The sequence below is a fragment of the Sphingomonas sp. NY01 genome, from assembly GCF_038809135.1.
Classification (GTDB): Bacteria; Pseudomonadota; Alphaproteobacteria; order Sphingomonadales; family Sphingomonadaceae; genus Sphingomonas; species Sphingomonas carotinifaciens.
This window is the reverse complement of the sequence record NZ_CP101722.1, coordinates 1,474,915-1,499,649: the sequence shown is the minus strand read 5'-3', so window position 1 is coordinate 1,499,649 and position 24,735 is coordinate 1,474,915. Positions and strand designations below refer to the sequence as shown.

Genomic DNA, 24,735 nt, shown 5'->3' with positions numbered 1-24,735 from the left:
AGAAAAGTCGAACCGACCCCTGCGTTCGCCGCCCTGCCCCAGCTTGCTCACCCGATCAAGCCAGCGAGATTCTTCCACAGGCCCAGATTACCCAGATCGTTGAACGTCACGAACAGCATCAGCGCCAGGATCGCCAGCATTCCGCCACGAAAGGCCCATTCCTGCGCATCGGGGCCGAGCGGTCGCCGCCGCACCGCCTCGATCGCGTAGAACAGCAGATGACCGCCATCGAGCATCGGCACTGGCAGCAAATTGATGAACCCCAGATTGATGGACACCAGCGCGATCAGGAACACGAAGGCGTCGAGCCCAAGCGCCATTTGCTCGCCGGAAACCTTGGCGATCGACAACGGCCCGCCCAACTCCTTGACCGAGCGGCGGCCGGTAATGACCTGGCCCAGCGTTTCCACCATCATCGACACGATCTGGCCGGTGCGCTGCACCGCCACGACGGGCGCGCGCAACAGGCCCACCGGCTGTATTTCGGGCTTCGGGCCGAGCAGGCCCAGGCGACCGATGCGATACTCGTTGCCGAAGCGATCGCGTTGCAGATCGGTGGCGATCACCGCCTGCACCGAGGTCGGCTGGCCATCGCGGACGAGATCGACGCGCACCCGCTCGCCGGCGCGAATCTGGATAAAGCGCACCATGTCGGCAAAATCGTCGATCGGCCGACCATCGAGTGCGGTGACCCGGTCGCCTGCGCGAAGCCCCGCCGCGGCCGCGGCGCTGTTCGGTGCGACGGCCCCTGCCACCGGCGGCATCACCGCCTCGCCATATGCCAGCGCGAAGCCCGCCAGGATCAGGATCGCCGCGGCGAAGTTGATCGCCGGGCCTGCCGCGACGATGATCGCGCGTTGCCATACGGGCTTGGCCTGAAAGGTGCGCTGCCGCTCCTCGGCCGGCATCGACAGCCATTCGGCGCTGGGCTGGCTGGCCGGGTTCATGTCGCCCGAAAACTTGACGTAACCGCCCAGCGGCAGCCAGCCGATCTTCCAGCGGGTGCCGCGCTTGTCAGTGAAACCCGCCACCTCGCGACCGAAGCCGATGGAGAAGGCGTCCGCCTTCACCCCGAACCACCGGCCGGCAAGATAATGGCCCATTTCGTGAACGAACACGAGCGGGCCGATGACGAGCACGAAGGCGAGAATGGTCAACAGGAAACCGGGAGTCTCGATCAAACGACGCAATCCTCTACGCGTTCGCCCGCCAATACCCTCGCATGCGCATCGATTGCGAGTACCGCATCAAGCGTATCCGGCGGGGCCGGGTCGTAACGCTCCAGTATATCCTCGACGATTGCGGCAATTTCGAGGAAGCCGATGCGACGGGCCAGGAAGGCCGCGACCGCAACCTCGTTCGCGGCGTTCAGGATCGCCGGCCGGGCACCACCCGCGATCAGCGCCTCGCGCGCCAGCCGCAACGCAGGGAAGCGCACCGGATCGGGCGCCGCGAAATCGAGCCGGCCGAGCGCGACCAGATCAAGCGGCGCCATCGGCGTCGCCATCCGGTCCGGCCAGGCCAAGCAATGCGCGATCGGCACCCGCATGTCCGACGGGCCCAGCTGCGCCAGCATCGATCCATCGATATAGTCGACGGCGGAGTGGATGACCGATTGCGGATGGACGACGATCTCGATCCGGTCTTCGGGCACGGGGAACAGGCGCGCCGCCTCGATCAGTTCCAGCCCCTTGTTCATCATCGTCGCCGAATCGATCGAGATCTTGGCGCCCATCGACCAGTTGGGGTGCGCGACCGCCTGTTCGGGCGTCATGCGCGCCATCTCTTCACGCGTCCTGTCGCGGAACGGGCCGCCGCTCGCCGTCAAAATGATGCGCCGAACGCGCTCGGGCCGCGCGAAATCGAAGCATTGATAGATGGCATTATGCTCGCTGTCCGCCGGCAGCAGCGTCGCACCGCTGCGCGCCGCCGCGGCCAGGATCAGCTCGCCCGCGGATACCAGCGGCTCCTTGTTGGCCAGCACCACCGTGCCGCCCCGCTCGATCGCGGCCATGGCGGGCTTCATGCCTGCACAGCCGACGATCGCGCCCATCGTCCAATCCGCGCCCAGAGCCGCTGCGTCGCACACCGCCTGCGCCCCCCCAGCCACCTGCGTTGCGGTACCAGCCAATGCGTCGCGCAGTGCCAGCACGCAGCTTTCGTCCGCGACCACCGCCAGTTCCGCGTTGGTGCGCCGCGCGGCCGCCGCGAGCTTCGCGACATCGCAATTGGCGGTCAGCGCCCGCACGCGGAACTTGTCGGGCTCGCGTTCGATCAGGTCGAGCGTCGAGGTCCCGACCGATCCGGTCGCGCCAAGGATGGTGACGGTGCGCATCAGATCAGCCGCGGTGCGATCACGAGAAGCGCCGCGATCGGCGCCACCGGTACGACGCCGTCCAGCCGGTCCAGCACCCCGCCATGACCGGGCAGGACATTGCCCGAGTCCTTCACGCCGGCTCGCCGCTTCAGCGCGCTTTCGAACAGGTCGCCACCTTGTGCCAGCACGGCCAGGAACGGCGTGGCAATGGTCAGGCGCAGCGGCAGGTCGTAGAAGGCCTCCATCACGGCCGCCAGCAGGGTCGCAAGGACAACGCCGCCAAGAAGACCGGACCAGGTCTTTGCAGGGCTCATCGACGGGGCGAGCTTGGGACCGCCAAAGGTGCGGCCGGTAAAGAAGGCGCCGCTATCGCATGCCCAGACCAGCGCCATCGCCCATAGCGCCAGCACAAGCCCATTGGGCTGTTCGCGGATCAGCAGCAGCGAGAAGACCGGCAGGCCGACATAAAGAACGCCCGCGCCCAGCGCCGGCCGCCGCGAGACGATGGTGACGAAGAAGAATGCGCCGGCAATCAGGCCGAGCGCAAAGAAGCCCGGACCAGCCGCCAGTTCCGGTGCCATGATCGCCAGCGGCACGGACAGCGCAAACTGCGCCATCCGCTTTGCCTTGGCATCGGCCTGATGCAGGTCCGACCATTCCGCCATCATGAACAAGGCGACGACAACGGCGAGCAGCCAGAAGAGCAGCCCGCCCGCAACCAGACACAGGCTGGCGACCGCGATCATGACGAGGCTCGCCAGGATGCGCTTGGTCATGTTCGACATGCCGGACGGCATCGGCGCGGGGTCGGTCACAAGCCTCCGAAACGTCGCTGGCGGCGGCCAAACGCTGCCACCGCCTCACCAAGCGCTGCCTCGTCGAAATCGGGCCACAGCGTGTCGACGAACAGCAATTCGGCATAGGCCGCCTGCCACAGCAGGAAGTTGGACAGCCGCTGCTCGCCCGAGGTGCGGATCACCAGATCGAGGGGCGGGAGACCGTGGGTGTCCAGTTCGGCCTCGATCGCCTCCGCCGTGATCGCCTCCGGCGCGATCTCGCCAGCCGCAGCGCGCGCCGCCAGCCGCTGTGCGGCCGCCACCAGTTCAGCCTGCGCGCCGTAGTTGAGCGCGATCACCAGGATAGGACCGGTATTGGATGCGGTGCGCGCGACCGCATCGTCGATCAGCGCGACGAGATCCGCGGAGAAACGGCGATAATCGCCGATGATGCGGAGCCTTACATTGTCCGCCACCAGTTCGGCCAGATCGTTGCGAATGAACAGGCGGAGCAGACCCATAAGGTCGCTCACCTCCGCCTCCGGCCGCCGCCAGTTCTCCGACGAGAAGGCATAAAGCGTCAGCGCCTCGATCCCCAGCGCGCGCGCGGCCCGGGTAATGCGGCGTACCGTGTCCACCCCGGCCTTGTGCCCGGCGAAGCGCGGCAACAGCCGACGCTTCGCCCAGCGGCCGTTGCCGTCCATGATGATGGCGACGTGCCGCGGCACCGCGCCCGTATCAGGCACGGCGGCAAGCGATCCCAGGGCGACCTGCGCCGAGGCGGCCGGCGGGCTCACTTGCCCAGGATTTCCTTTTCCTTGGCCGCCGCCGCCGCATCGACATCGGCGATCGTCGCGTCGGTCAGCTTCTGCACCTCGGTTTCGTGGCGCTTGCGATCATCCTCGCCGAACACGCCCTTCTTTTCGTCGGTCTTCAGGCTGTCCATACCGTCGCGACGCACGTTGCGGACCGCGATGCGCGCCTTTTCGGCATATTGCCCGGCCAGCTTGGCGAGTTCCTTGCGGCGCTCCTCGGTCAGGTCGGGGATCGGCAGGCGCAGGGTCTGGCCGTCGTTGATCGGATTGAGGCCGAGGCCGGCCGAGCGAATCGCCTTTTCGACGGGACCGACATTCGACTTGTCCCATACCTGTACCGACAGCATGCGCGGCTCCGGCGCGGAGACGGTCGCCACCTGGTTCAATGGCATGTGGCTGCCATAGACCTCGACGGTAACCGGATCGAGCAGCGCGGTGGAGGCGCGGCCCGTACGCAGGCCACCCAGATCATGCTTCAACGACTCGACCGCACCGGCCATGCGGCGTTCGAGATCGGATTTAACGTAGGCGGGCATCGATTACTCCTGATTCTGCACGATCGTCGAGACGCCGTCACCGGCGAGCACGGCACCGAAATTGCCATGCTCGCGGATGTTGAAGACGACGATCGGGATATTGTTGTCGCGGCACAGCGCGATGGCAGAGGCATCCATGACCTTCAGGTCGTCGGACAATACGCGCGAATAGCTGACGGTTTCATAGCGCGTGGCCGTCGGCACCTTTTTGGGATCGGCATCGTACACACCGTCGACGCTGGTGCCCTTGAACAGCGCGTCACACTTCATCTCGGCCGCGCGCAGCGCCGCACCGGAATCGGTGGTGAAGAAGGGCGAGCCGACACCGGCGGCAAAGATCACCACCCGGCCCTTTTCCAGGTGTCGCTCGGCACGGCGACGGATAAAGGGTTCGCACACGCTGGACATCGGGATCGCCGACTGGACGCGGGTGTCGACGCCGATCTGTTCCAAGGCGTTCTGCACGGCCAGCGCGTTCATCACCGTGGCCAGCATGCCCATATAATCGGCCGTTGCCCGCTCGATCCCCTTGGCCGCAGCCGAGAGGCCACGGAAGATGTTGCCGCCGCCGACCACCACGCACAGTTCATAGCCCTGGTTGCGCACATCGGCGATCTCACCGGCGACGCGCGCGGTGATGACGGGGTCGATGGCAAGACCGCCCTCGCCCATCAGGACCTCACCCGAGAGTTTCAACAGGATGCGTTTGAAGCGTGGCGCGGTCATCAGATCTCGGAAGCTGGTTGGGGGGAGCGGCGCGGACCTTAGGCGCGGCGGCGCGCCGGGGCAACCTCGGCGACGTGCAGGATCGATCGTGATTTCATGCAGGTCGCGGCGGCATGTGAGAGCAACGCCGACAAAGATTATCCATCGATATCAAACACGTCGCAAAGCTGTACCATTTTGGGTGATGTTTCACAGATAAGCTATTTTTTACGTTCTGTTGCTAACGATTGCGGCCATGACCATGCGCTGCGCCAGCATTGTTCCAGAGCCGTCATCGACATCCCGACCGCTTTGGCGTTCGACGCGCGGCGTCGTGCTGGTCGAGTTCGCGATGATCACGCTTCCGTTTTTCGCCGTTCTGCTCGCCGCATTGATGACCAGCCTCGTCTTCTTTGCCCAGCAGACGCTGGAAAGCGTCACCGCCCGTTCGGGCCGGCTGCTGCTGACCGGGAGCGACAAGGCGGCGGTTGCCAGCAAGGCCGCGTTCAAGACACGTATCTGCAATGATCTTCCCGCCTATCTGCACTGCGAGAACCTGTTGCTGACGGCGGCGAAGCCGGACACCTTTACCGCTGCGGATTTCACGCAACCCACGATCCGGTTCGACGCAAGGGGCAAGCCGATCGACGATCTGCCCTTCACCATCGGTGAGCCCGGCAAGATCACGGTCCTGCGGGTCCTGTACGTATGGAACCTGCCGACGGTATCGCTGGGCTACGACATTTCCAATCTGCCGGGCGGGCGTCGGCTGCTGGTCGGCACGGCGATCGCACGTGCGGAATTGTACAAGTGAGGCCGCTGATGACGCTGGGTCGGGATCGCCGCGGCGTTGCCCTGATCGAATTCGCCTTTACCTTCCCCATCCTGCTGCTGCTGTTCCTGGGCGGCTATCAGCTGGCCGATGCGGTGGCGTGCCAGCGTAAGGTCGGGCTGGCGGATCGCACCATCGTCGATCTGGCGAGCACACCCAAGACGCTGACCAAGGCCGATCTGCAAACCATCCTGGAATCCTCGACCGCGATGCTGGCGCCCTATTCGCGCGCCGGTGCCACGGTTCGGGTGCTGCAGATCGTCTTCGATGCCGCAGGTACGCCGTCCATCAACTGGAGCCGGGCGATCAATACTACGCCGCGCACCGCTATTTCCACGGACGACATACCGGCCCGCCTGCGGGTGGCGAATACCGCGCTGATCATGGGCGAGGTCACCTACGCCTATGATCCGGGCGTGGCCTATCGGTCGGTCGGCAAGCTGAACTTCTCCGACCGCTTTTTTATGAATCCCCGCAACTCCAATATGGTCGTTTGCAATGACTGTCGCTGACCTGATCGCCGCCGCATCCCGGGGGGCTCGCCGGCTGCACGAGGATCGCCGGGGCAATGTGTTGATGCTGACCGCGTTCGCGTTGCTGCCCATCACCTTTGCCACCGGGATGGGCATCGATTACAGTCGCGCCAAACGGACCGAAAGCAAGCTGGACGCGGTCGCCGATGCCGCCAGCCTCGCCGCGGTGACCCAGGTGACGATGGAGAAGCCTGTCGGTGCAGCCTGCGCCGCGGCGCGCAACACGTTCGTGTCCCAAACGGGAGGGCTGGACGGTCTGTCACTCGACGTCAGCCAACCCAGCGGCTTGCAGATCGTCATTACCGACACCTATGCCTCCGGCACGGCGGCACCCTATACCTGCCCGACGAACCCCAACGCGAACGCACCTGGCGAGCGGCCGCTGACCCGCAAGGCGGTCGTCACCTATGGCGGCACATCGGCCAACAGCTTCGCCGGCGTGCTGGGCGTCGCGACACTTGCCGTGGCCGGCACCAGCACGTCGCAGACGATCAAGGCGCCGTATATGGACGTCTATCTGGCGCTCGACACGTCGCAGTCGATGGGGTTGGCGGCATCCGATGAGGATGCAAAGAGGTTGTGGACGCTCACCTACGATCTGAACAGCGACGTCAAAAAGAACAAGCGGGGGTGTCAGTTCGGCTGCCACGTAGCTGGCAGGCTGGCGGATGGTTCGTGGGAGAAATACTCAAACGAAGCGATCGCCAACAAATACGGCATCAAGATGCGAGTGGATATCGAGCGCATTGCTGCGCTGGACATGATCAACACGGCACTGAACAGCCAGAACAAGGACCGTTTCTACCGGTTCGGGGTGTATGAGTTCGGCACCGATATGCGACGAATACAAGCGCTGACCGACGACCTGAGCAGCGTGAAGAATACCGTGTCCAAATTGACCCTTGGCCCCAATGACGGAAATGTCGGCTATGGCGACACCAATCTGGCCGCAGTGATGAACGGCATGGCTACTCAAATTCCGGCGAGCGGCGATGGCACCACGCAAGCCGATGCCCGCAAATTTCTGTTCATCGTCACCGACGGCGTACAGGACCTGTGCGGCGGTAGCCATTGCATGGCGTTGATGGATCCGGCCAAATGCGAGACACTGAAGCGGGATAAGAAGGTCACGATCGGGATCGTCTATACGACCTACCTGCCGGTCAAGAAATTCCCGGCCGACGAGAAAAGCACAGAATTTGCCTTTGAGTACAATTGGTTGATCGCACCCCTGCCGCCCTCGAAAATCCGCCCGAGGCTGGAGGAATGCGCGTCGCCGGGGTGGCTGCTGGAAGCATCGGACGGCGACGGCATTCATGCCGCGATGCTGAAGCTGTTCACCCAGGCGACGCAGGCGCCGACGATCATTCACTAACAGACCAAGCCCTCGTGCCGCCCAAGGTCGGGCGGCACGAGGTGCGGAGGTTACTTGCCCAGCCAGCGGGTGACGGCAGGTTGCAACTGCGTGGCCGTGCCCTTGCGGACGCCGATCTGCGAGATGGCGCGGGTGGCGCCGCCACGCGAGCCGGCGGGCAGATACTGGTCGGCAAAGGCCGTGATCTTGCCCGGCATGGCGGGATCGCTGGAGCCCGCGCCCAGCCCGACGATGAAGCCCGAACGCGTGCTTTCCTCCAGGAAGCTGTCGACCAGCGTGCGATTGGCGACCGCCCAGTCGAAGGCGAGATCGGGGTGGGTGCCGGCGATCGAGCGGAGCAGCGCGGCGCGCTGCGGGGGCGTGAAGGTGTCGGTCTTCAGCAACTCCAGCGCGCGCGCCGCGATGGCCGGATCGTCGGCATAGCCGAGCAGCGTGACGTAGCGGTTCTTGGCGACCGGGCTGCGCTCCGCCTTGGTCAAGGCCAGCAACTGGTCCCACTCCGCCGCGGTGGCATTGCTGGCATAGGTGGCCAAGATCGGCGCGCGGATGGCGGCGGGGATCGCGCCCGGATCGGTGCGGAGCGCGGCGACATAGGTGCGGGCGCGGGCCGCGACATCGGCATCGCCGTCACCACCCAGCTGGCCGATCAACTGTTCGCGCAGGTTGCTGATCAGCGCCGACTCGCCCGGCTTCGCATCAAGCCCGATCCGGGCGAGTACCGGCTTCAGCACGGCGGCGCTGCGCTGGCGGAGCGACGCCTCCAGCGGCGCGCCGCGATACAGCCGCTCCAGCGTGCCGAGCTTGCCCGCGACGGTGCCCCATTCCAGCGGGTCGGCATTCGCCCCGACCTGCGCCATCACCGCGAACCAGCGCGACAGATCCTGATAGCCACCCGCCGCCAGCGCGAAGTCGTCGCCCAGCGTGCCCAGCCGGTCGTCCAGTGCCATCTTGTTGAAATCACGCACGATCGCGGCATGACCCGCCTCGTCGTACATGACACGGGTGTAGCTGCCCTTGCCATGGTTCAGCACCAAGGTGCCGCATCCGGGCACCTTGACCGGGGTCGCGGTGGCACCGAAGACGGTGGCGCGTGCCTCGCCGCCGCCGATCGTGGCCAAGCGGATGGGCACATGCCAGGTCTGCGGCGTCTTCGACGCGGCATCCAGGCCGAAGCGCCCTTGCGTCAGCGTGGCGACGGTCGCCCCGCCCTCGCAGCGCGTGCCGGTCAGCGTGACCAGCGGCACGCCGCCCTGCAACGTGAAGTCCTTGGCGATGGTCGCGATCGGCTGGCCCGAGGCGGTGGACAGCTCCGCCCAGAGCTGGTCGGTGACGGTGTTGCCGTACTTGTACTTGGCCATGTAGCGGCGGATGCCTTCACGGAACGGCGCCTCGCCCAGCGTCGCCTCCAGCATGCCGATGACCGACTGGCCCTTTAGATAGGTGATGCTGTCGAACGCCTCGCCGATCTGGTCCACCGTCTCCACCTTGCGGATGATCGGATGGGTGGCGGAGGTCGCATCGATCGCCATCGCGCTTTCGCGGGCGCCGACCACCTCGGCCTCGCGCGCCTTCCATGCGGGATTGAGATCGGCGGACGCCTTGTTCTCCATCCAGGAGGCAAAGCCCTCGTTCAGCCAGAGATCGTCCCACCACGCCATGGTGACGAGGTCGCCGAACCACTGGTGCGCCATTTCATGCGCGACAACGGTGTGGATGCGCTGGCGATTGCTTTCCGTCGCGATCTTGGGATCGAACAGCAGTTCGGATTCAAAATAGAAGATCGCGCCCCAGTTTTCCATCGCGCCGAAGAACTGGCTGGAACCGGGGCCGGCGATCATGTCCATCTTGGGCAGCGGGTAGCGCTGGCCGAAATAGTTGTTGAAGTATGGCAGCAGCTTCGACGCCGCGCCGAGCGCATAGTCGCCCTGATCGACCACGCCCTTGCGGCTGATGATGCCGATTTCCACGCCGTCCGCGCGCGCCGTCTTGCGTTCGACATCGCCCATGCCGAGGAAGAGCAGATAGCTCGACATCACCGGCGTTTCGCCGAACTTGTAAAGCTTGCTGCCGTCCGCTGCCTGCGTGATCGTCGCGGGCATGTTGGAATAGGCGGTCTGGCCGGCCGGCGCGGTGGAGGACAGGCGAAACTTCGCCTTGAACGCGGGCTCGTCCCACATCGGCGCGAAGCGGCGGGCATCGGGCGCCTCGAACTGGGTCGCCAGCATCCGGGCCTGGCTGCCATCGGTGTTGGTATAGTCGATCGCGAACAGGCCGGAGGCGGCGCGATTGATCGTGCCGGTCCAGGCGAAACCGACCGTATGGCGCCCGGCCTTTACCGCCTGCGGCAGCGTCAGCGTCAGCGTCTGCGCTTCGTTGTCGAGCGCGTAGCGGATCGGCTTTCCGTCCAGCGTCGCACGGGTGATCGCCAGATCGGCGGCGTTGAGGACGATGGTGCGCGTCGGGGTCTTCACATCGACCGTCACCGTCTCCTCGCCGGAGAAGGTCAGCTTCTGCGCGTCGGGGCGCACCGTGATGTCGTACAGCACCGGCACGACCGTGCGCGGCAACTGCCCGGCGGCAAGCGCGGGCGCAGAGACGGTAAGGGACAGAAGCGCGGCAACGGCGAGTTTCATGAACGGGACCCTGTGATATGCTGTTACATCGGCGGTGTACGCTGTTGCGCGAACAAGGCAACATGAGGGTTGCGCGCGATGGGGCGATTCGCGGGTAACGCGGCGTCCCGCCGGCGCGATTTGTGCCCACGGACTGGAAGTGGACACTACACCCCCCTGTCCGTGTCCACTTACCTTTTCTGCAATCGTCCCGCCGCGCAAAGGACCGGTAGGACGAGGACGTCAGCATGGCGGTGAGCCTAGCGGAAAGCGACGCTGTAGGACAGCGGCGCCCTACTGCCGCATACTGGACATGCTTGCCGTTTACGTTATCGTAAAGCGATGACCCTGCCCGCCCTGTTCGACCGCCTGCGCCTGCCTGTGATCGGGTCGCCGCTGTTCATCATCTCCGGTCCCGAACTGGTGATCGCACAGTGCAAGGCGGGGATCGTCGGATCATTCCCCGCGCTCAACGCACGACCGGCGGCGATGCTCGACGAATGGCTGCACCGGATCACCGAGGAACTGGCCGCGCATAATCGCGACCATCCGGACCGGCCGGCCGCACCTTTTGCCGTCAACCAGATCGTCCACCGGTCGAACGACCGGCTGGAGGCGGATCTGGCGACCTGTGCCAAATGGCAGGTCCCGATCGTTATCACCTCGCTTGGCGCGCGCGAGGACCTGAACCAGGCGGTGCATGGCTGGGGCGGGATCACGCTGCACGACGTGATCGACGACCGCTTCGCCCGCAAGGCGGTGGAAAAGGGCGCGGATGGGCTGATCGCGGTCGCGGCGGGCGCGGGCGGCCATGCCGGACGGCTGTCCCCCTTCGCGCTGGTGCAGGAAATCCGGCAATGGTTCGATGGGCCGCTGGCGCTGTCCGGATCGATCGCGACCGGCGGCGCGATCCTGGCGGCGCAGGCGATGGGGGCCGACGTCGCCTATATCGGCTCGCCCTTCATCGCCACGACCGAGGCCAATGCGGTCGACGGCTACAAGCAGGCGATCGTCGAGGGGCGCGCGTCGGACATCGTCTATTCCAACCTGTTCACCGGGGTACACGGCAATTACCTGCGCGGCTCGATCGCCGCCGCCGGCCTCGACCCCGACGCGCTGCCCGAAGGCGACCTGAAGACGATGGACTTCGGCACCGGCAACGGCGCCAAGGCCAAGGCATGGCGCGACATCTGGGGATCGGGCCAGGGCATCGGCGCGGTGGATGCGGTAGAGCCGGTCGCGGACCGGGTGGCGCGGCTGGAGCGCGAATATCGTGCCGCACGGGTGCGGATCGGGGGGTAGGGTCCGCCCCCGATCCAGGCTGCTTCAGATCTCCAGCGCGACAAAGATCGCCCTGGTCTTCTCCTTGTCCAGCGCGACCTCGAACGCGTCGTTGATCGCATCCAGCGGAAAGCGGTGGGTGATGAGTTCCTGGGTGCGCAGCTTGCCGCGCGCGACCAGATCGAGCACCTCGGCCTGTTCGGGGTAGATGTCGTGGACGGCGAAGCTGGCACTGGGGATCAGTGCGATCTCCGACATCTGGATACGCTGCCATTCCAGCGCGATCTCGGTCTCGCCCCCGTCGAAGCCGCCGACCAGGACGATCCGGCCGCCGCGTCGCGCCAATTTGGTCGCCAGCGGCAGCGTGGTCGGCATCGACGTGCCGCCGGCGCATTCGAACACCACGTCCGCACCGCGACCTTGCGTAAACGCCATCAGCTGTTCGACCGGGTCCTGCTGCTCCGGATCGACCGTCACGTCGGCGCCCAGTTGCCGCGCCACCTCCAGCGAATGCGCCACGGTGTCGATGATCAGCACATCGGCGCCGCTCGCCTTGGCCAGCATCGCCTGCCCCAGCCCGATCGGGCCGGCGCCGATGATCGCGACGCGCGCGTTGATGGTCAGCCCCGACAGATGCTGCGCGTGCAGGCATACCGCATAGGTATCGAGCAGTGCTGCATCGTCGAAGCCGACATGATCGGGCAGTTTGTAGAATTTGTGCTGTGGCCCGACGACGAACTCGGCATAGGCACGCGACACGCTGGCGCGGCGGGTGGGATAAAGGTCGGGGCAGCGATTATACTGGCGCACCCGGCACCATTCGCAATGTCCGCAACCCAGCACCGATTCGACCAGCACGCGGTCGCCGATCGCGACATGGGTGACATCCGCCCCGATCTCCACCACCTCGCCCGCCATCTCATGACCCATGATGCAGCAGCGCAGTTCGGGGTCGGGCTTCTTCCAGTGGCGCAAGTCGGTGCCGCAGATGCCGGCGACGCGCACCCGCGCTTTTACCCAGTCCGCGGCGGGCAGTGCGGGCTCCTCCACCTCCGCGATGCGGAAGCGGCCATCCTCGGTTTTCAGGGCGGCCTTCATGGTGCGGCCGGTGCTGGCGGGGTCCCTGGTCTCTGCCGTCATCGATCGCCCTGTCCCTTGTGGTGGACAGCGGGAGGTGACGCAACTTTCAAGTGATTGAAATAACGTGATTTAACCTCGGGCGGCGGCGGTCGCGCATCGCGAACCGCCTGCCGCAGCCCTTAGAAAGCGGCGACCAGCCGATCGTGCAGCGAGTGCGCCGGATTGGGCATGTCGTCGGCCACGGTCCGGTCCAGCCGGGCGACGCGCCGGTGGAGGTCGATGCTCGTCGCCACCAGTCCGCGCGCGCGCGGCGGCATGGTCGCCAGCATGTCGCGATCGGTGACCGGTGCATCGCCCAACCGCCGGGTCGGTGCGCAGGCATCGGCGGCGCTCAGCTCGCCCGCGTCCACCGCGCGCTGGGTGAGCAGCCAGGCGATGACATGCATGAGGCGGGTGGTCAGCTTCAGCGCCTCGCAGGAAAAGGCGACCCGCTGGACCGGCGCCAGACCGTCGCGATCGCCGCGCCCGCCCAGATCGAAATAGCTGCGTGCCTCATCGGCCAGCAGCATCGCCTCACTATACAGCCCCTCGGTCAGGCGCCGGCGCAAATCGGGATCGGTCCGTCCATCCATGATGCATGCGGCTCGCACAATCCCGGCACGTCGCACAGAGGCTGCGACGATGCCGTCGTCCCGAAACGGAGCAGGCGGCCCTGCCCCCGTGCTGCCAGAAAGGCGTCAGGCGATGATGTCGGGTATCAGGCGATCCTCGACGGCGGCGATCTCATCACGCAGGCGCAACTTGCGCTTCTTCAGCCGGGCCATCTGCAACTGGTCGGGCACCGGCACGGCCGCCAGGGCGCCGATCGCGGCGTCCAGATCGCGATGCTCGACCCGCAACACGTCCAGCCGCCCCCGCCATTCCGCATCGTCCATCGCATATCCCCCGGCCATCGCTGCCGCTCCCTTACGATGGGACGGGCGGCGGCGCGAGCGGGCAGATGCAGGTCGTCGCGCCTTTCACCACCATTTGTCGATTTCCGACCAAGGGATCGGGACATTGCGGTCGATCGGTGCTTTAATCCCTTTCCCCCAACGCGAATGCTCAGGAGGTTTACCGCCATGCAGTCAACGCATCATCAGGCCCTGGAGACGAAGCATGCGACGCTGGATCGTCGCATCCATGCAGAAACGCAGCGCCCGTTACCCGATGCGACCATCCTGGCCGACCTCAAGAAACAGAAGCTGCGACTGAAAGAGGAAATGAGCAGCCTTTAACGGCAGATCGTGGGTCTCGGACGCATCGGCGTCCGGGGCCCTTTTGCCGCCCGGCGGTCGCGAGCCATGCCGCTACCCGCCGCCGCCACCCGTCAGGGTTTCGAGGATTTCACCCGGACATTGGGGATCGACCGCGCATAGGTCGGCGTCGTCGTGCCACCGGTCACCGGCTTGCGCGCCAGTTGCGGATCGATGCTGTTGTCGAAGGCGACGCCGACGCGCCCCTGCGTGCACCAGGCGATCTTGCCGTGCACCTCGCCGATGCCGCGCAGCACCAGCATGACCGGGGTGCCCGGTTCCAGGATGCGGGGGAATTCGGCCATCAACCCGCCCTCGGACAGATTGCGCACGCGCACTTCATGGCGCTGCCCGGCGACCTCGAACTGCGCCATCAGGAACAGACTGTCGCGTGGCGCACGCCGCTCCGCGTCTGCCACTGCCTGGTTCGTGCTGCGATCGTCGCCGTTCATATATCCATTCCGCGCGGGCCCCTGACTTGAACCGGGGACACTATCGGTTGCCCGCCCCCATCCCAAGGGGATATGACGCAATGGGTAAACGAAACAATAACCCATTGCATCATTCGCGGTCGATCAGTCGTCGCGCGACACCTTCTCGTTACGCTCGTGACGCTCCTGCGCCTCCACCGTCATCGTGGCGATCGGCCGCGCCTCCAGCCGGCCCAGGCTGATCGGTTCGCCCGACACCTCGCAATAGCCATATTCGCCGTCGTCGATACGGCGCAGCGCCGCATCGATCTTGGCGATCAGCTTGCGCTGCCGGTCGCGGGTGCGCAGCTCGATCGACCAGTCGGTCTCGCTGGAGGCGCGGTCGGTCAGATCCGATTCGCGCAGCGAGTCGAGCTGCAACTGCGACAGCGTGCCCAGCGAATCACGCTGGATCGCTTCCTTCCACTGATTGAGTTTACGGCGGAAATAGTCCTGCTGACGCAGGCTCATGAACGGTTCGTCCGCCGAAGGGCGATAGCCGTCGTCCAGGTCGTTCGCAGCCGCCGGGCTGCTGGAGTCGTCCACGCGATTAAACACCGTCGCCATACCACTCTCCCTCGGGCCCGTCGGCGCTTTTCGCTCCGCGTCCTCAGGGCCGCCCCCCATGGTGTCAGCGCCTATAGTCGGAGAAACCGGGCGCGGCAAGCGACTGCCGTTTCAGATGCTTACCTATTTACGCAGCTTTGTTGCAAACATCTGCACCCTAGTGCAGCGCAGCATTGTCGCATCCGGCCTCCGTTGCAGCATTGCTGCACCGGCAAGCGGGAAATTTCCGCACGATCCTGAGCGAAAATCATGGTTTCGCAAGCGCACGCTCCCGCGAGTCCCGTTCTTGCACGACCGCACGCGCGGGAGAGGCCTTGCACTTAAGTGTTTCTTGGTTTCTGTCGAAGTATCGGGCGCGGAGCGTCAACAGGGTTGATCCCCGGCCGGCTTGGGCGGGCGATGTGAGAGGTAAGCGATGTCGGTCCGGATGGCCTTGGCGAAACTTAGCGCATGTGCGGCGGGCGGTGCCGTGATCGGCGGCGGCGCCGTGCATATCGCGGAAAGCCCGAAGCGGCCGGCGATCACCCAGCAGACCAAGATCAAGAAGGCGCCGCGCCGCCATTATGCCAAGGTCGGCAAGGTCCGCCGCGTGGTGACCAAGACCACGACCACCGCCTGCGCCCCGGCGGTGGTGACCGTATCGACGCAGGCGCCACCGGTGCCGCTGCCGCTGCCCGCCGATCCGGTACTGGCCGGCGGTGGTGGCGGCTTTGCGCCCGCGGTGATCGGCGGCGGCTGGGGCTCGCCCGGTTTCGGCGGCGGCTTTGGCGGCGGCTTCGGCTTCGGTGGCGGCGCCGGCTCCAGCGGCAGCGTCGTCATCTCGTCCACCTCTTCGGGCGGATCGACCTCGACGGGCGGCTCCTCGACCTCGACCGGCGGGTCGTCCACGGGCGGGTCATCGACCTCCACCGGTGGCTCCTCGACCTCGACCGGCGGGTCTTCGACGTCGACGGGCGGGTCCTCCACCTCGACGGGCGGCTCGTCCACCTCGACCGGAGGATCTTCGACCTCGACGGGCGGGTCCTCGACGTCCACCGGCGGCTCCTCCACCTCCAGCGCGTCGTCGGCGTCCAGCGCCTCCAGCGCGTCGTCCGCCTCTTCGGCGAGCGGGAGCAGCAGCTATGGATCGAGCAGCAAGGGCTGGTCGTCCAATGGCGGATGGTCCTCGAACGGCGGCTGGTCGTCGAACGGATCGAGCGCAAGCGGCTCCAGCGCCAGCGGGTCGTCGGCCAGCGGCGCCTCGGGCAGCACCGGATCGAGCGCGAGCAGCGCGTCCTCGGCATCGTCAGCCAGTTCGGCCTCGTCCTCGGGCAGCAGCGGATCGAATGGCGGACCGCCGACGCCGGTGCCCGCACCGCCGATGATGCTGCTGTTCGGGGCTGCCGCCGCCGCACTGGTCGCCCGCCACCGGTTCGCGAAGCGCACCGCCCAAGGCTGATCCGCAAGCTTAGCGGCCAAGGAAAAAAGGGGCCCGCCGATCCCCTCGGCGGGCCCCTTCCTGCGTGTGCGGGAGGGGTGTCCCCTCGCGCGTCAGGCGTTCTTCAACGCCGTCTCGATATCGGGCACCGGCATGTTGGTCAGGTCCTTGGCCAGTTCGCCCGTCAGCCGGTTGCTCACCTCCTTGTGGTAATGCTTGCGGAGTTCGCCCAGCGTCTGCGGCGGCGCGACGATGATCAGCGACTCGAACTCATTGGCCAGCGCACGGCGCTTCAGCATGTCGGCGATCTCGACCGCGAAGCGGTCCTCCTCCTGCTGGTGATAGTCGGTCTCGCCAAGCGTCCCGCGCGAGGGGGCGAATTGCGCCCCCTGCCCGCCGCCACCGGCCTGGTTCGATCCGCCCTGCGCGATCGGCGGGGCGCCCTGGCCACTCTGCGTCGAGCGGGCCGCACCGGCTGCATCGGTTTTCTGGTCGCGATCGCGCGGGTTGGGATGCTCCTCGGCATGTTCGACCTTGAGGTTGGGGAACTCGGCATCGCCATCGTTGCGGAAGAACAGGCTCTTGCGCCCGTCGGCCACCAGCACGAATGCATTGTGCGGCACCAGCATCGCGTATCTCCTTGCAGTGTCGGTTCTATTCGGGACAACGCGCGTGCCGCCGCCGTGGTTGCGCCGGTGGCCGGCTTGCAAGCCCGCGTTCACCCCGCCATAGCCACGGCCCATGCACGACATCCGCCTGATCCGCGACGATCCCGCCGCCTTCGATGCCGCCCTGACCAAGCGTGGCGGCGAACCGCAGTCGGCCGCCCTGCTCGCGCTGGACGAGCGTCGCCGTACCACGATCGCGGCCGCACAGGACGCACAGACCCGCCGCAACGACCTGTCCAAGCAGATCGGGCAGGCCAAGGCGGCAAAGGACGAAGCCCGCGCACAAAGCCTGATGGCCGAGGTCGCCGACCTGAAGGCAAAGCTGCCCGAGCTGGAAGAACAGGAACGCGCGATCGGCGCGGAGCTGGACGCGGCCCTTGCCGCCATTCCCAACCTGCCCGCCGCCGATGTGCCGCCGGGCGCGGACGAGGCCGACAATGCGCTGGTCCACACACGCGGCCAACGCCCCGAATTCGCCTTCCCGCCCGCCGAGCACGACGCGATCGGCCCGGCGCTGGGACTGGATTTCGAAACCGGCGTCGCGCTGTCGGGTGCGCGCTTCACGCTGCTCCGCGGGGACGCGGCCCGGCTGTCGCGGGCACTGGGGCAGTTCATGCTCGACCGGCTGACGCAGGAACATGGCTTCGAACTCGTCCAGCCGCCGCTGATGGTACGTGACGAGGCGGCGTTCGGCACCGGGCAATTGCCCAAATTCGCCGAGGACCTGTTCCGCACCACCGATGGTCGCTGGCTGATCCCCACGGCCGAGGTGTCGCTGACCAACATCGTGCGCGAAGCGATCCTGGCGGAGGAGGAACTGCCGCTGCGCTTCACCGCGCTCACCCCCTGTTTCCGGTCGGAAGCAGGCGCGGCGGGCCGCGACACGCGCGGGCTGATCCGCCAGCACCAGTTCGACAAGGTCGAGATGGTGTCGATCGTCCATCCCGACCGGTCGGACGAAGAGCATGAGCGGATGACGGCCTGTGCCGAGGGGGTGCTCGACGCGCTCGGCCTCGCCTATCGCCGGATGCTGCTGTGCACCGGCGACATGGGCTTCTCCGCCGCGCGCACCTATGACCTGGAAGTGTGGTTGCCCGGGCAGGACCGGTATCGCGAGATTTCGAGCTGCTCGACCTGCACCGATTTCCAGGCGCGCCGGATGAACGCGCGCTTCCGCCCCGCCGAGGGCAAGGGGAACCGCTTCGTCCACACGCTGAACGGCTCGGGGCTGGCCGTCGGCCGCACGCTCGTCGCGGTGATCGAGAATTACCAGCAACAGGACGGATCGGTGGCGGTACCGGCGGTGCTGCAACCCTATTTGGGCGGCGCCACGGTGCTGGGCGCACGCTGAGCCATGCGCATCCTCCTCACCAATGACGATGGCTATCATGCCCCCGGCCTGAAGGTTCTGGAGGAGATCGCCGCGCGGTTTTCCGACGATGTCTGGGTGGTGGCACCGGCGGAGGAGCAGTCTGGGACCAGCCGGTCGCTGACCCTGACCCGGCCGTTGCGCGTCCGCCGCTTCGATGAGCGGCGTTTCGCGGTGGCGGGCACGCCCACCGATGCGGTGATGATGGCGCTTGGCGAGATCATGGCGGACGGCAAGCCCGACCTGATCCTGTCCGGCGTCAACCGCGGCGCCAATCTGGGCGAGGACGTGTTCTATTCGGGCACGGTGTCCGCCGCGATGGAGGGCGCGCTCGCGGGCATCCGCTCGGTCGCGCTCAGCCAGCGTTACGCGCAGCACGGGATGGGCGATGCGGTCAGCTTCGATACCGCGCGCGCCTGGGGCGAGCGGGCGTTGCGCCCGCTGCTGGGTCTCGACTTTGCGCCGCGCACGCTGATGAACGTCAACTTCCCGCCGGTGGCGCCGGATGCGGTGCAGGGCATCCGCGTCGCGCGGCAGGGCATTCGCGATTACGGCCGGGTGCGGATGGACAAGCGCACCGATCCGCGCGGCTATGACTATTATTGGCTGGCGCTCGGTCGCATGCCGCACACGCCGGCGCACGATACCGATCTGGACGCGGTGCATGACGGCCATATTGCGGTCACCCCGCTGCATCTGGACCTGACGCACGGCGCCTCGCTCGCCATGCTGAACGCGGCCTATAGCTGAAGCGGAGGGTGGCGGCATGCGGAAGCTGGCGATGATGCTGGGCGCGACGATGCTGGCGGGGTGCATCCCCAGCCTGGACGATGCCACCCCCACTGCGCCGCCACCGCCACCCCCGCGCGCAGAGGAACGGCCCGCCCCGCCGGCGATGCAGGGCGACCTGTCTCCGCCGGCCACCGACGCGGTATCCACGCTGCCGGCGCCGCGCCCGTCCTGGGAAACACGGCCCGTCACGCCCGACGCACGCGAAATCCCCGCCTCCACCTATGTCGTGCAGCCGGGCGACAGCCTGCGCCGGGTGGCGGATCGCACCGGTTCGGGGTCGGAGGCGATCGCGCGGGCCAACGGCCTTCAGCCTCCCTTCGTCATCCGGGTCGGGCAGCGGCTCTCGATCCCGGCGGGGCGCTACCACCTGGTCCGCTCCGGCGAGACGGGGATCGCGATCGCGCGCGCCTACGGCGTCGAATGGTCGCGGATCGTCGACGCCAATGCGCTGGAGGAGCCCTATGTGCTGCGCGCCGGCCAGCGCGTCATCATTCCCGGCCCGGCGAGCGGCGAGCATACGCCCTCGCTGGCCGATCGCGCCGCAGCGTTCAGCCTGGACGTGGACGACATCCTGACCGGCGGCGAGCCAGCGCTCGCCAGCAACCAGGCGCCCGCCAGGCCCGCCGCGACGCCGAAGCGCGTGCTGCCCCCCACCGCGGTCGTCGCCGCCCCGGCACGCCTGCGCTCCGGCTTCGTCTGGCCGGTCGACGGCCGCGTCGTGCGCCGCTTCGGTCCCGGTGCCAGCGGCGAGCGCAATGACGGCATCAAGATCGCGGTGCCGCTGGCCACGCCGGTCAAGGCCGCGGCGGACGGCGTGGTCGCCTATGTCGGCGACGGCATCGCCGCGCTGGGCGGGCTGGTCATCGTCAAGCATGGCGACAACTGGACCAGCGTCTATGGCCATGCCTCCAAGCTGCTCGTCCAGCGCGGGCAGAGCGTGAAGCGCGGGCAGACGATCGCGCTGTCCGGCGATACCGGCTTTGCTGACCGGCCGGAGGTGCATTTCGAACTGCGTCGCGGCCGTACCCCGGTCGATCCGCAAAGCCAGTTGCCGCGCAAGTGAGGCCGCCCAACTGAAGGGTGACGGCGGCTGCGCGCATGTGTAACGACACACCCACTATGACCTACCAGTCCGACCTGCTTCGCACGCTGTCTGCCCGCGGCTATATCCACCAGATGACCGATGCCGCGGCATTGGACACGCTGGCCGTCCGGGAGATCGTGCCCGGCTATATCGGCTTCGACCCGACCGCGCCGTCGCTGCACGTCGGCAGCCTGGTGCAGATCATGCTGCTGCGTCGCCTGCAACAGACGGGGCACAAGCCGATCGTGCTGATGGGCGGCGGCACTGGCAAGATCGGCGATCCCAGCTTCAAGGACGAGGCCCGCAAGCTGCTGGCCGAGGATGGCATCCAGGCCAATGTCGCCTCGATCAAGCGCATCTTCGAACGCTTCCTGACCTTTGGCGAGGGGCCGACCGATGCGGTGATGGTCGACAATGCCGAATGGCTCGACCGGCTGGAATATATCCCCTTCCTGCGCGAGGTGGGGCAGCATTTCTCGGTCAACCGGATGCTCAGCTTCGACTCGGTGAAGCTGCGGCTGGACCGCGAACAGTCGCTCAGCTTCCTCGAATTCAACTACATGATCCTGCAGGCCTATGACTTCCGCGAACTGGCGCTGCGCCGCGGCTGCCGGCTCCAGATGGGCGGCAGCGACCAGTGGGGCAACATCGTCAACGGCATCGAACTGGCGCGTCGGATGGACGGCACCGACGTGTTCGGCGTGACCACCCCGCTCATCACCACCGCGGACGGCGGCAAGATGGGCAAAACGATGGCCGGCGCGGTCTGGCTGCACGAGGACCAGCTGCCGCATTTCGATTACTGGCAGTTCTGGCGCAACACCGACGACCGCGATGTCGGCCGCTTCCTGCGCCTGTTCACCGACGTGGCCGAGGACGAGATCGCCCGGCTGGAAGCGCTGGAAGGCGCGGAAATCAACGAGGCCAAGAAGATCCTCGCCAACGCCGCGACCGCGATGTGCCGCGGGGCTGCGGCGGCCGAGGAAGCAGCGGAAACCGCGCGCCGGACCTTCGAGGAGGGGTCGGCCGGCGGCACGCTGCCGACGCTGGCGGTCGCAGGCGGCAGCATCGGCATCGTCGATGCGCTGGTCGGCCTGGGGTTCGCCAAGTCGAAGGGCGAGGCGCGTCGTCTGATCGCGGGCGGCGGCGCGCGCGTCGAGGGCGAGAAGATCGACAGCGACACCGCGATCATCGCGGTCGATGCGGAAACCGTGCGAATTTCCGCCGGCAAGAAGCACCATGGGTTGCTGGCAAGGGAATGACCTTGCTGCAATGCAGCATAAGATCTTGATCTACATCATACTGATTTGCCAAATAAAATTCTGATCTGGATCCTTTTTCAACCATTGCGGGTTTAACCGCGTCGGTGTGAAGCGGGGGTCCGGGGATGAATTGGGCAGCAACGGCAAACAACCATGAAGATCGCGGCGAGCCGCGGCACGAGGTGTTTTATCGCACCAGTGCCGTCGCCGCCGACGGCAGCAGGATCGCGATCGTGATCGTCAACGTCTCCGGCGGCGGCCTGATGGCGCGGTGCATCGACACGCTGAACGTCGGGGACCGGATCGACGTCCAGTTGCCGGTTCTGGGCAGCGCCACGGCCGAGATACGCTGGGCGCTCGGCGGCCGGATCGGTTGCCAGTTCGACCGGCCGGTGCCCACCCATTCCTATTTCCCGTTCCTGTCCGCGCTGCGCGGTAGCTGATCCCGCTCAGCCCGAGCGAAGCAGCGCCACGCCCGTCTCGCGTTCGAACAGGTATAATGCCGTCCGCGCCGCCTGCCCGCGCGGCCCCTGCAACCCGCCGTCGCGGTCGATCAGCAACCGGGCATCGTCCTGGGCGCACTGGATCAGGTCGTTCAGCATCTCCGGCGCGACCAGCCTGAACGCCAACTCGCCCGACTGACGCTTGCCGAGCAGGTCGCCGGCCCCGCGCAGCCGCAGATCCTCCTCCGCGATCCGGAATCCGTCATTGGTTTCGCGCATCAGCGCAAGCCGCGCACGCGACGTCTCCGACAGCGCATTGCCCCGCAGCAGCAGACAGCGCGACAGCCCCCCGCCCCGCCCGACGCGCCCCCGCAACTGATGAAGCTGCGCTAGTCCGAACCGGTCGGCATGCTCGATCACGATCAGCCGCGCATTGGGTACGTCGACGCCGACCTCGATCACGGTGGTGGCGACCAGCACGCCCAGCCGGTTACCCGCGAACGCCTCCATCACCGCGTCCTTTTCCGCCGGCTTCATCTTGCCGTGGATCAGGCCGACCCGGTCGCCGAACAGCGCGCGCAGCGATTCCGCCCGCATCTCCGCGGCGGCGAGGTCGGACTTCTCGCTTTCCTCGACCAGCGGGCACACCCAGTAGGCCTGCCCGCCATCCGCCAGATGCCGGCCCAGTCCGGCGGCGACTTCGTCCAGCCGCTCCTCGGATACGACCCGCGTCTCGATCGGCTCGCGCCCGGGCGGCATCTCGTCCAGCCGGCTGACATCCATCTCGCCATAATTGGCGAGCGTCAGCGTGCGCGGGATCGGCGTCGCCGTCATCGCCAGGACGTGCGGACTGCGCCCCTTTTCCTGCAGCATCATGCGCTGCTGCACGCCGAAGCGATGCTGTTCGTCCACCACCACCAGGCTGAGGTCGCGGTAGGTGACGCCTTCCTGGAAGATGGCATGCGTACCGACGAGTATGTCGATCTCGCCGGCCGCCAGCGCCATCAGTGTCGCCTCGCGCGCCCGTCCCTTGTCACGGCCGGTCAGCACCCCGATCTGCACCGGCAGGCCCGCCAGCGTCCGGCGCAGCGTTTCGTAATGCTGACGCGCCAGGATCTCGGTCGGCGCCAGCATCGCGCCTTGCGTCCCCGCCTCCACCGCGATCAGCAGCGCCATCGCAGCGACCAGCGTCTTGCCCGCGCCCACATCGCCCTGCAACAGCCGCAGCATCGGCGCCTCCTGCGCCAGATCGCCTTCGATCTCGCGCACCGTGCGGTCCTGCGCCCCCGTCAATCGATATGGCAACCGCAGCATGTCGCGCAGGCGCCCGTCCCCCTTCAGCGCCCGGCCCCGCCGCCGCCGCGAATCGGCGCGCACCAACGTCATCGCTAGCTGGTTGGCGAACACCTCATCATAGCCCAGCCGCTCGCGCGCCTTGGCGTCGGTGGGGTCGGCATGGATCCGCGCCAGCGCGTCGCGCCAGTCGGGCCATCCGCGCGCGGCCTTCAGCCCCGGCTCGATCCATTCGGGCAAGGCCGGCGCCCGCTCGATCGCCTGCGCGGCGAACCCCGCGATCCGGCGCGAGGTCAGCCCCTCGGACAGCGGATAGATCGCCTCGCGCATCGCAAAGGCCTCGTCATCCTCGCCGACCTCGGGATGGACGATCTGGAGCGTGTCGCCATAAAGATCGAGCCGCCCGGACACGCGGCGCGGCTCGCCCACCGGCAACTGCCGCTTCGCCCAGCCGGCCGATCCGCCGAAATAGACCAGCGCAACGGTATTGCCGCGCGCATCCTCGGCGATCACCCGCGCCGGCCCGCGCCCGGCCGGGCTGCGATGCTCGCGCGGGGTCAGCGTGATCGCGATCACCCGTCCCGCATCCGACGTCATCAGCTCGTCGCGCGGCAACCGGTCGATATGCCCGGTCGGCAGGTGGAAGGCGACATCGACGACGCGACGAAGGTCCAGCCGGTCCAGCGGCTTGGCAAGGCCGGGCCCCACGCCTTTCAGCGCGGTCACCTCGGCGAACAGCGGATTGAGGATATCGGGACGCATGACTACATGCCGCCTATACCGCACCCGACGGCCGCCGCCAGCGTCCGCCGGGCACCATTTGTTGGGAGCCCCATGGACCACGCCATCCGTCTGAAACGCCTGCGCTTTCGCAGCTGGCACCGCGGCACCAAGGAGGCCGACCTGATGATCGGCGGCTTTTTCGACCGGCATCACCAGGACTGGACGCCCGAGCAGACCGACTGGTTCGAGGCGCTGCTGGAGGAACAGGACGTGGATATCATGGCCTGGGCGATCGGCACCCAACCCTGTCCGCCACGTTGGGAAGGCCCGATGATGCAGACGATGCGCGAACTGGACTTCGTGCCGATCGCGAAGTGACCTTTGCCCCCTCTCCCCCGGGGAGAGGGTCGGGGTGAGGGGGTGCCACAGGCGGAAACGCTGCCTGGCACCCCCTCACCCTCCCCACGGCTGCGCCGCGGGTCCCCTCCCT

The 24,735-nt window shown here is 67.0% G+C and carries 26 protein-coding genes; 12 read left to right on the top strand and 14 right to left on the bottom strand.

Annotated elements, in window-relative coordinates; translation table 11 throughout:
* Positions 1 to 47: 47 nt before the first annotated feature.
* The 6 genes from rseP to pyrH all read right to left on the bottom strand — a co-directional run bounded on the left by rseP (position 48) and on the right by pyrH (position 5,170).
* Positions 48 to 1,181, bottom strand: a complete 1,134-nt coding sequence (rseP, locus tag NPJ82_RS07425) for an RIP metalloprotease RseP (protein ID WP_342658861.1) — start codon at positions 1,179 to 1,181, stop codon at positions 48 to 50.
* Positions 1,178 to 2,335, bottom strand: coding sequence for a 1-deoxy-D-xylulose-5-phosphate reductoisomerase (locus tag NPJ82_RS07420; RefSeq protein WP_112382405.1), 1,158 nt, complete (start codon positions 2,333 to 2,335; stop codon positions 1,178 to 1,180). Before NPJ82_RS07420 ends, rseP begins: the two co-directional genes overlap by 4 nt.
* Positions 2,335 to 3,102 carry a phosphatidate cytidylyltransferase gene (locus NPJ82_RS07415; protein ID WP_342658978.1) on the bottom strand — a complete coding sequence of 256 codons (768 nt, stop codon included), beginning with the start codon at positions 3,100 to 3,102 and terminating at the stop codon, positions 2,335 to 2,337. Before NPJ82_RS07415 ends, NPJ82_RS07420 begins: the two co-directional genes overlap by 1 nt.
* 26 nt (positions 3,103 to 3,128) lie before the next feature.
* On the bottom strand, positions 3,129 to 3,797 hold the full coding sequence (locus NPJ82_RS07410; protein WP_205411606.1) for an isoprenyl transferase: 669 nt from the start codon (positions 3,795 to 3,797) through the stop codon (positions 3,129 to 3,131).
* 89 nt (positions 3,798 to 3,886) lie between these two features.
* Entirely contained in the window at positions 3,887 to 4,444 is a 558-nt protein-coding gene (gene frr, locus NPJ82_RS07405; protein ID WP_112382407.1) for a ribosome recycling factor, read from the bottom strand.
* A 3-nt stretch (positions 4,445 to 4,447) separates the two neighbouring features.
* Positions 4,448 to 5,170 carry a UMP kinase gene (pyrH, locus tag NPJ82_RS07400; RefSeq protein WP_174236598.1) on the bottom strand — a complete coding sequence of 241 codons (723 nt, stop codon included), beginning with the start codon at positions 5,168 to 5,170 and terminating at the stop codon, positions 4,448 to 4,450.
* Positions 5,171 to 5,405: 235 nt separating this feature from the next.
* On the opposite strand from pyrH, the gene NPJ82_RS07395 reads away from it, so the two are divergent.
* The 3 genes from NPJ82_RS07395 to NPJ82_RS07385 are packed head-to-tail and all read left to right on the top strand — an operon-like array spanning position 5,406 to position 7,889.
* Positions 5,406 to 5,963 carry a TadE/TadG family type IV pilus assembly protein gene (locus tag NPJ82_RS07395; protein ID WP_342658860.1) on the top strand — a complete coding sequence of 186 codons (558 nt, stop codon included), beginning with the start codon at positions 5,406 to 5,408 and terminating at the stop codon, positions 5,961 to 5,963.
* An 8-nt stretch (positions 5,964 to 5,971) separates the two neighbouring features.
* Positions 5,972 to 6,493, top strand: coding sequence for a TadE/TadG family type IV pilus assembly protein (locus tag NPJ82_RS07390; protein ID WP_342658859.1), 522 nt, complete (start codon positions 5,972 to 5,974; stop codon positions 6,491 to 6,493).
* Complete coding sequence (locus tag NPJ82_RS07385) at positions 6,480 to 7,889, top strand: vWA domain-containing protein (protein WP_342658858.1); 1,410 nt, start codon at positions 6,480 to 6,482, stop codon at positions 7,887 to 7,889. The genes NPJ82_RS07390 and NPJ82_RS07385 overlap by 14 nt, the downstream gene beginning before the upstream one ends.
* Before the next feature lie 50 nt (positions 7,890 to 7,939).
* Here NPJ82_RS07385 and NPJ82_RS07380 read toward each other — a convergent pair whose 3' ends face one another.
* Positions 7,940 to 10,522 (bottom strand): M1 family metallopeptidase, encoded by a 2,583-nt coding sequence (locus NPJ82_RS07380; protein ID WP_342658857.1) that lies wholly within the window; start codon positions 10,520 to 10,522, stop codon positions 7,940 to 7,942.
* A gap of 321 nt (positions 10,523 to 10,843) precedes the next feature.
* On the opposite strand from NPJ82_RS07380, the gene NPJ82_RS07375 reads away from it, so the two are divergent.
* On the top strand, positions 10,844 to 11,803 hold the full coding sequence (locus tag NPJ82_RS07375) for a nitronate monooxygenase family protein (RefSeq protein ID WP_112382413.1): 960 nt from the start codon (positions 10,844 to 10,846) through the stop codon (positions 11,801 to 11,803).
* Between the two features lie 24 nt (positions 11,804 to 11,827).
* On the opposite strand, the gene NPJ82_RS07370 is transcribed toward NPJ82_RS07375, so the two are convergent.
* The 3 genes from NPJ82_RS07370 to NPJ82_RS07360 form a co-directional block, all read right to left on the bottom strand.
* Positions 11,828 to 12,922 carry a zinc-binding dehydrogenase gene (locus tag NPJ82_RS07370; RefSeq protein WP_342658856.1) on the bottom strand — a complete coding sequence of 365 codons (1,095 nt, stop codon included), beginning with the start codon at positions 12,920 to 12,922 and terminating at the stop codon, positions 11,828 to 11,830.
* A gap of 119 nt (positions 12,923 to 13,041) precedes the next feature.
* Positions 13,042 to 13,494, bottom strand: a complete 453-nt coding sequence (locus tag NPJ82_RS07365) for a DUF1465 family protein (RefSeq protein ID WP_342658855.1) — start codon at positions 13,492 to 13,494, stop codon at positions 13,042 to 13,044.
* Between the two features lie 105 nt (positions 13,495 to 13,599).
* A complete protein-coding gene (locus NPJ82_RS07360) occupies positions 13,600 to 13,797 on the bottom strand; it encodes a DUF465 domain-containing protein (RefSeq protein ID WP_112382650.1) in 198 nt (65 codons plus the stop codon).
* Between the two features lie 186 nt (positions 13,798 to 13,983).
* Between NPJ82_RS07360 and NPJ82_RS07355 the strand changes: the two genes are divergently transcribed.
* Complete coding sequence (locus tag NPJ82_RS07355; RefSeq protein WP_112382651.1) at positions 13,984 to 14,139, top strand: YdcH family protein; 156 nt, start codon at positions 13,984 to 13,986, stop codon at positions 14,137 to 14,139.
* A gap of 92 nt (positions 14,140 to 14,231) precedes the next feature.
* On the opposite strand, the gene NPJ82_RS07350 is transcribed toward NPJ82_RS07355, so the two are convergent.
* Both NPJ82_RS07350 and dksA read right to left on the bottom strand, forming a co-directional pair.
* A complete protein-coding gene (locus tag NPJ82_RS07350; protein WP_112382415.1) occupies positions 14,232 to 14,609 on the bottom strand; it encodes a PilZ domain-containing protein in 378 nt (125 codons plus the stop codon).
* A 123-nt stretch (positions 14,610 to 14,732) separates the two neighbouring features.
* Positions 14,733 to 15,194 (bottom strand): RNA polymerase-binding protein DksA, encoded by a 462-nt coding sequence (gene dksA, locus NPJ82_RS07345; RefSeq protein WP_112382416.1) that lies wholly within the window; start codon positions 15,192 to 15,194, stop codon positions 14,733 to 14,735.
* 415 nt (positions 15,195 to 15,609) lie between these two features.
* Here dksA and NPJ82_RS07340 point away from each other — a divergent pair, with 415 nt between their 5' ends.
* Positions 15,610 to 16,632, top strand: a complete 1,023-nt coding sequence (locus NPJ82_RS07340; RefSeq protein WP_342658854.1) for a hypothetical protein — start codon at positions 15,610 to 15,612, stop codon at positions 16,630 to 16,632.
* A 92-nt stretch (positions 16,633 to 16,724) separates the two neighbouring features.
* Here the strand turns inward: NPJ82_RS07340 and NPJ82_RS07335 are convergent, their stop codons facing one another.
* On the bottom strand, positions 16,725 to 17,240 hold the full coding sequence (locus NPJ82_RS07335; RefSeq protein WP_112382417.1) for a host attachment family protein: 516 nt from the start codon (positions 17,238 to 17,240) through the stop codon (positions 16,725 to 16,727).
* Between the two features lie 112 nt (positions 17,241 to 17,352).
* Here NPJ82_RS07335 and serS point away from each other — a divergent pair, with 112 nt between their 5' ends.
* The 5 genes from serS (at position 17,353) to NPJ82_RS07310 (ending at position 22,229) form a co-directional block, all read left to right on the top strand.
* On the top strand, positions 17,353 to 18,630 hold the full coding sequence (gene serS, locus NPJ82_RS07330) for a serine--tRNA ligase (protein ID WP_342658853.1): 1,278 nt from the start codon (positions 17,353 to 17,355) through the stop codon (positions 18,628 to 18,630).
* 3 nt (positions 18,631 to 18,633) lie between these two features.
* Positions 18,634 to 19,398: a 5'/3'-nucleotidase SurE gene (gene surE, locus NPJ82_RS07325; RefSeq protein ID WP_112382419.1), complete on the top strand. Its 765-nt coding sequence runs from the start codon at positions 18,634 to 18,636 to the stop codon at positions 19,396 to 19,398.
* A gap of 16 nt (positions 19,399 to 19,414) precedes the next feature.
* Positions 19,415 to 20,503: a M23 family metallopeptidase gene (locus tag NPJ82_RS07320; protein ID WP_342658852.1), complete on the top strand. Its 1,089-nt coding sequence runs from the start codon at positions 19,415 to 19,417 to the stop codon at positions 20,501 to 20,503.
* Positions 20,504 to 20,559: 56 nt separating this feature from the next.
* Positions 20,560 to 21,786, top strand: a complete 1,227-nt coding sequence (gene tyrS / locus NPJ82_RS07315; protein ID WP_342658851.1) for a tyrosine--tRNA ligase — start codon at positions 20,560 to 20,562, stop codon at positions 21,784 to 21,786.
* 125 nt (positions 21,787 to 21,911) lie between these two features.
* Entirely contained in the window at positions 21,912 to 22,229 is a 318-nt protein-coding gene (locus NPJ82_RS07310; RefSeq protein WP_342658850.1) for a PilZ domain-containing protein, read from the top strand.
* A gap of 6 nt (positions 22,230 to 22,235) precedes the next feature.
* On the opposite strand, the gene recG is transcribed toward NPJ82_RS07310, so the two are convergent.
* Positions 22,236 to 24,284 carry an ATP-dependent DNA helicase RecG gene (gene recG, locus NPJ82_RS07305; RefSeq protein ID WP_342658849.1) on the bottom strand — a complete coding sequence of 683 codons (2,049 nt, stop codon included), beginning with the start codon at positions 24,282 to 24,284 and terminating at the stop codon, positions 22,236 to 22,238.
* 72 nt (positions 24,285 to 24,356) lie between these two features.
* Here recG and NPJ82_RS07300 point away from each other — a divergent pair, with 72 nt between their 5' ends.
* Positions 24,357 to 24,623, top strand: coding sequence for a succinate dehydrogenase assembly factor 2 (locus NPJ82_RS07300; RefSeq protein WP_342658848.1), 267 nt, complete (start codon positions 24,357 to 24,359; stop codon positions 24,621 to 24,623).
* The last annotated feature ends 112 nt before the right edge of the window (positions 24,624 to 24,735 follow it).